The 5,216-nt window shown below is 74.8% G+C and carries 6 protein-coding genes; 3 read left to right on the top strand and 3 right to left on the bottom strand.

What is annotated here, in order from left to right:
• Window positions 1–274 precede the first annotated feature (274 nt).
• Both ABT123_RS36615 and ABT123_RS36610 read right to left on the bottom strand, forming a co-directional pair.
• On the bottom strand, window positions 275–925 hold the full coding sequence (locus ABT123_RS36615) for an NAD(P)-dependent oxidoreductase (RefSeq protein ID WP_351322768.1): 651 nt from the start codon (window positions 923–925) through the stop codon (window positions 275–277).
• 103 nt (window positions 926–1,028) lie between these two features.
• The gene (locus tag ABT123_RS36610; protein ID WP_351322766.1) at window positions 1,029–1,898 is read right to left on the bottom strand and encodes a carbohydrate kinase family protein; all 870 of its coding nucleotides are present in this window, start codon (window positions 1,896–1,898) and stop codon (window positions 1,029–1,031) included.
• Window positions 1,899–2,025: 127 nt separating this feature from the next.
• Between ABT123_RS36610 and ABT123_RS36605 the strand changes: the two genes are divergently transcribed.
• Window positions 2,026–2,454 (top strand): Rieske (2Fe-2S) protein, encoded by a 429-nt coding sequence (locus ABT123_RS36605; RefSeq protein ID WP_351322764.1) that lies wholly within the window; start codon window positions 2,026–2,028, stop codon window positions 2,452–2,454.
• Between the two features lie 34 nt (window positions 2,455–2,488).
• Here the strand turns inward: ABT123_RS36605 and ABT123_RS36600 are convergent, their stop codons facing one another.
• Window positions 2,489–3,451 carry a hypothetical protein gene (locus ABT123_RS36600; protein ID WP_351322762.1) on the bottom strand — a complete coding sequence of 321 codons (963 nt, stop codon included), beginning with the start codon at window positions 3,449–3,451 and terminating at the stop codon, window positions 2,489–2,491.
• A 238-nt stretch (window positions 3,452–3,689) separates the two neighbouring features.
• Between ABT123_RS36600 and ABT123_RS36595 the strand changes: the two genes are divergently transcribed.
• A complete protein-coding gene (locus ABT123_RS36595; protein ID WP_351322760.1) occupies window positions 3,690–4,307 on the top strand; it encodes a papain-like cysteine protease family protein in 618 nt (205 codons plus the stop codon).
• A gap of 5 nt (window positions 4,308–4,312) precedes the next feature.
• Window positions 4,313–5,089, top strand: coding sequence for a hypothetical protein (locus ABT123_RS36590; RefSeq protein WP_351322770.1), 777 nt, complete (start codon window positions 4,313–4,315; stop codon window positions 5,087–5,089).
• Window positions 5,090–5,216 lie beyond the last annotated feature (127 nt).

Raw genomic sequence — 5,216 nt, 5'->3', positions numbered from 1 at the left:
GCGGGGCGTCCGCTGCGCGGGGCCTTTCCCCCACCCCGCCCCTTCCCGAAACCGGGGCTCCGCCCCGGACCCCGCCGGGTGCCCGGGCTCCGCCCGGCACCCCCGGACGCGCCCGGCGAAGCCGGTGCACCGGCGGGGCGTGGGGCGGAGCCCCCCCAGCGGGGTCCGGGGCCGCAGGCCCCGGTTTCTGGGGGCACCTCCCAGCGGTAGCTGGGGGAGAAGGGGCGGGGTGGGGGACAGCTCCGCGCAGCGGAACGCCCGCCGCGCGGAGCGGCTACGTGGCGATGCCTACCGCGCGGCACGCGTACGCGGGGTCCGCCAGGCTGGCCAGTAGCGCATCCGCGACGTCCCCCCGCCCGATCGACCGCCCGCCCGGCACATTGCCGCCGAACACCCGCCGGTACCGCCCCGTCCGCGGCCGGTTCAGCAGCCGCGGCGGCCGGATGACCGTCCAGTCCGCGTCACTCGCGGCGATCGCCGCCTCCATCACCGCCAGATCCGCGTACAGATCACGCAGCGCCCGCCGCAGCAACGGCAGCACCACCGCCCGGGTGAGCACCCCGTCCTCCGGTACGTCCGGACCGACCGGGGCCGCGCTCACCACCGACAGCCGGCGCACCCCGACCCGCCCCATCGCGGTCAGGATCGCGTGCGCCGCGGGGCCGGTGACCGGCGCCGCCTTGGCTTTCTTGTTCGTGCCGGCGCCCAAAGCCGACAGCACCGCGTCCCGGCCGGCCAGTACCGGCTCCAGCGCGTCCGCGTCGCCGAGGTCGCCGACCGTGGCGACCAGCAGCCGCGGATGCGCCGGCACACCCAGCCGCGCCGGATCGCGCACCACGGCCGTCACCTCGTGATCCGCGTGCAGTGCCTGCCGGACGACCTCGCGGCCGACTCCGCCGCTGGCACCGAACACCGTGAGTTTCATGGGCCCTCCAGGGCAGCAGTGAGAGCGAGCGTGGAATGGCTGCATTCACTCATGCCGCGCTCCGGGATCGCCTGCGGGCCGCTGCAGATCTGCTGGAGATCCGCTACAGCTCGGCCGCATGCGGAGGCTCCGCCCCCGCGCGAGTACAGGTGAGGGCGGCGGCCCGGGCCGCGTACGACAGGGCGGCCGGCCAGTCCACCGAGCCGTCCGGCTCGGAAAGCCGGTGCAGCAGCGCCGCGTTGACCGTGTCGCCCGCCCCGATCGTGTCCGCCACCCGCACCTGCACCCCCGGGACGGAATGCTCCCCGCCCGCCCGGGTGCGGACGGTGAGGCCCGCCGCGCCATGGGTCAGGACGACCGCCGAGGCCCCGGCCGCCAGCCAGTCCTCCGGCCGGCCGCCCAGCCACTCCGCGTCCTCCTCCGACAGCTTGAGCACGGACACGTACGGCAGCCACGACCGGAAGCGGGAACGGTACGCCCGGGCGTCCGGGATCAGTGCGGGCCGGATGTTCGGGTCCAGCAGGGTGAGCAGCCCGCGCGCCGACTCCCGGCGCAGCAGGGCCTCGTACGCGCTCGCGCCCGGCTCCAGGACCAGCGAGCAGGTGCCCAGGGCGAGTGCCCGCGCCCGGCCGGGCAGGCGGTCCGGCAGGGCGAACAGCCGGTCGGCGGTGCCCTCGGTGTAGAACTCGTACGCGGCCGAGCCGTCGGCGGCCAGCGAGGGCACCGCCAGGGTGGTCGGTTCGGGCCCGCGCTGGACCAGCGACAGGTCCACTCCGGCCGCCCGCAGCCCGGACAGCAGGGTCTCGCCGAACGCATCGGTGGACACCCGCGAGCAGAAGGCCACCTCGGCACCCAGCCGCCCCAGCGCCAGGGCCGTGTTGTACGGTCCACCGCCCGGCCGGGGCAGCAGTGCGCCCGGCGGCCGTGCCACGGGCACCAGGTCGATCAGGGCTTCTCCACCGACGACGATCACACTCGGGAACCTATACCGGCCGGGGCCGGCCGGACGCCCACCGGTAGGGTCGGAATCCTTCGTACCGCCAGTACCGCCAGTACCGCCCGCACTGCCCGCACCACCTGCACCGCTCTGGAGAGAAGCCATGTCCGCGCAGCCCGCCGCCCGCCGTACCGTGCTCAAGGGCGCCGCCGCCCTCGCCGGGGCCGCCGGTGCCGGATTGGGCCTCTCCGCCTGCTCCACCGCCACCAACAGCGGCGGCAACACCCCCGCCACCCCCACCGCCCCCGTGGAGCTGGGTGCCGCGGCCGAGGTCCCGGTCGGCGGCGCCAAGCTCTACCGGGAGGAGAAGCTGCTGGTCAGCTGCCCGGCCGCGGGCCAGTACAAGGCGTTCAGCGCCCAGTGCACGCACGCCGGCTGCGTCCTCGACAAGATCGTCGAGAACGAGGGGAACTGTCCCTGCCACGGCAGCCGCTTCGACGTCACCACCGGCAAGGTGCTCAAGGGCCCGGCCGAGACCCCGCTGCCCGCGGTGCCGGTCCGGGCCGAGGGCGGCAAGCTCATCGCCGGCTGAGGCCGGAGGCCAGGGGGCAGGGCTGGGCGGGTGCTCACTCCCAGTCCCAGCCGATGCCCAGGATCCCCCGCCGGACCCCCTGCTCCACCAGGTGCACGCTGCGGTGCCGGCCGTTCGGCGTCAGATCCGCCAGGCCGGTCCGCGGAGCCCCCGGCCCGGCCTGCCCGAACCGGGTGCAGCGCACCGGCAGGGCCGCCTCGTCGAAGCGGACCTGGAGCATGTACTGGCCGCCCGCGTAGCTGAAGCCCCGGATGTACTCGCTGCTCATGCCCGCGGTGCCGTCCTCGAAGCCGTAGCCGAAGACATACGTGTCACCGCTGCGCAGCCGGGCGTCGAAGAGCAGCTCCGCCACCACCACCCCCGCCGCCCGGTGCCAGCGGACCCGTCCGGTCCGGCAGTTCTCCCCGGCCCGTACCCGCACGCGGGCCGGATCGCAGCCCGGGTCGCCGTGGTGGATGGCCAGGTAGCGGTCCACGCCGTCCCGGTGGGCCCGTACGACGTGCTGGGAGTCGCGGTCCTGGAGCTCGCGGCCGGGCCCGATGCGTACCCGCTCGTGGTGCCCCAGCGTGTGCAGACCGCCGTCCGCCGGTACCTCCAGACCGGCCAGCAGCTCCTCCACAGCCGCCCCGACTGCGGCCAGCGCGCGGTACGGGCGCGCGGCCGGCCGGGCCGGTTCCGCCGTGCCGTCCGCCGGGACCAGCAGCCGGGTCAGCGTGCCGTCCGGCAGCTCCAGGATCTGCTCCAGGGCCCGTACCGCCTTCAGGGACTCCGGCCGCCGGGGCCGCCGGGCGCCCTGCTGCCAGTAACTGAGGCTGGTCACCCCGAGCTTGATGCCGCGGGCGGCGAGCCGGTGCTGGACCCGGTGCAGCGGCAGACCGCGGGCGGCGAGGGCGGCGCGCAGCGCCAGGTGGAAGGGGCCGGACCGGAGCAGCTGCGCGAGTTCGGCGGAATCCGTTCGGTCCGCGGGGTCCGCGGCGCGCTTTCCGGACGTGCGCAATGACGGCTCCTTACGTGTCCTTGCGTGAACGTTCACGCGGGACGGGACGGGAGAGTGCGCCGGTGACTCCTGTGGTCAAGGTGACAGCGCGATGGCCGTTCACACCGCAGTCTCCCCGTTCACACGGCAATGTCACCGCGCAGGGAAGCCTGTTGACCTGATCGCGACAACAGCCTGATGCTCCTGCACAGCGTCCGGACGCGCTCCTCCACCCCCACTCCCCACTGGGAGGAACGCGATGCGCAACCGAAAGGGGCGGCTTTCCCTGGCCGCCTTCGCCACCGCCCTGCTGTTCACCCTGCCCGCCGGCACGGCAACCGCCGCCGCTGCCAATGCCGGGGCCGCGGACACGAACCCGAACCCGAATGGCGCCCTCGCCTCCAAGCGGCTGAACATCACCATGCAGGCCCAGCAGAAGACCAACTGGTGCTGGGCCGCCGGCGGGAACACCATTGCCACCTGGTTCGGCCGCAGCTACAACCAGAACCAGTTCTGCAACGCCGCCTTCAACCGCCAGCAGGGCACCGAGTGCCCCAACAACCAGGCCACCCTCGGCAACGTCCAGAACGGGCTCAGCTGGGCCGGCATCAACCCCGGCTCGTACGTGACCGGATGGCTGCGGTACAGCACCGTGCAGACCGAGATCGACGCGAACCGGCCGATCGAGACCCGGATCCAGTGGTCCAACGGCGGCGGCCACATGCACGTCATCTACGGCTACGACACCGCCAACAGCTGGGTCTACTGGGGCGACCCGTGGCCCTCCAGCGACCGCTACAACTGGGCCTCGCACGCCTGGTACGTGGACAACAGCTCCTTCTCCTGGACCCACTCGCTCTACCGGATCGGGGCGTGACCGCCATGAGCCTCCGCTTCCGCGAAGCCGCCGTTACCGGCGCCCTTGCCGCTGCTGTCCTCGGCCTGGCCCCGCAGGCCTCCGCCTCCGCAGCCCCGCAGCCGCCGGCCGCCACGGCGGAGGTCACGGCCGCAGCCCGGCAGGCGGCCGGTACGCCCGACACCCTCGCCACCCTGTCCCGGTTCTTCGCCCGCGAAGGCAAGGTTTCGCTCGCCGCCGCACAGCCCAGAATCGAGGGCGAGACGATACCCGTCCACCACCTGTCCGCGGAGTTCGTCGCGGGCAAGGCGGGCGCGCCGGTGGCCCGGCTGGAGTTCCTGGCCAGCAGGGCGGTGTCCTCGGACGGGCAGCAGGCCGCGCTGTGGACCGCGAAGACCGCGGCCGGCTGGCAGGTCGTGAACATCGCGACCGGGGACGACGAGTTCCGGTACGCCGGGCTGGGCGCGGCCAAGCTGCCCGGCGGGACGGTGTTCCGGGAACCGCAGATCGACGCGTGGTACGTGGCCGGGGGCGAGCGGGTGCTGCCGCTGGACGAGGACGCGGTCGCCGCGGTCGGCGGGGACGGGACGACGCTGGGGGCGTACCGGGCCAGGGTGGCGAAGGCGTACGGGGACAAGCTGCCGGGGTCGGCGTACGCGAAGGGAGGCAAGGCGGGCGGCTACGCGCCGACCCCCGCGGCCGGCTCCGCCTCGGGCTTCGCGGTGGTCGGGCTAGGCGCCGGCGCGCTGACGCTGGCGCTGGCCACCGCCCTCCTCACCCTGCGCCGCCCCCGCCGCACCTGACCCGCCGGGGCCCCGCGCACCCGCTGCGCGGGGCCTTTCCCCCACCCCGCCCCTCCCCGAAACCGGGGCTCCGCCCCGGACCCCGCCGGGTTGCCCGCGCTCTGCCCGCACCCCGTTTCGGGGCTCC

Origin of the sequence: Streptomyces sp. NPDC002054, from assembly GCF_040296685.1 — a bacterium.
Lineage (GTDB): Bacteria > Actinomycetota > Actinomycetes > Streptomycetales > Streptomycetaceae > Streptomyces.
Note: the sequence above shows the minus strand (reverse complement) of the source record. Positions and strands in the feature narration are given on the sequence as shown.

Excerpts from the sequence above, each read along its gene's own strand:
- ABT123_RS36605 (WP_351322764.1), top strand. The coding sequence starts at position 2,026 with ATGTCCGCGCAGCCCGCCGCCCGCCGTACCGTGCTCAAGGGCGCCGCC.
- ABT123_RS36615 (WP_351322768.1), bottom strand. The coding sequence starts at position 925 with ATGAAACTCACGGTGTTCGGTGCCAGCGGCGGAGTCGGCCGCGAGGTC.
- ABT123_RS36590 (WP_351322770.1), top strand. The coding sequence starts at position 4,313 with ATGAGCCTCCGCTTCCGCGAAGCCGCCGTTACCGGCGCCCTTGCCGCT.
- ABT123_RS36595 (WP_351322760.1), top strand. The coding sequence starts at position 3,690 with ATGCGCAACCGAAAGGGGCGGCTTTCCCTGGCCGCCTTCGCCACCGCC.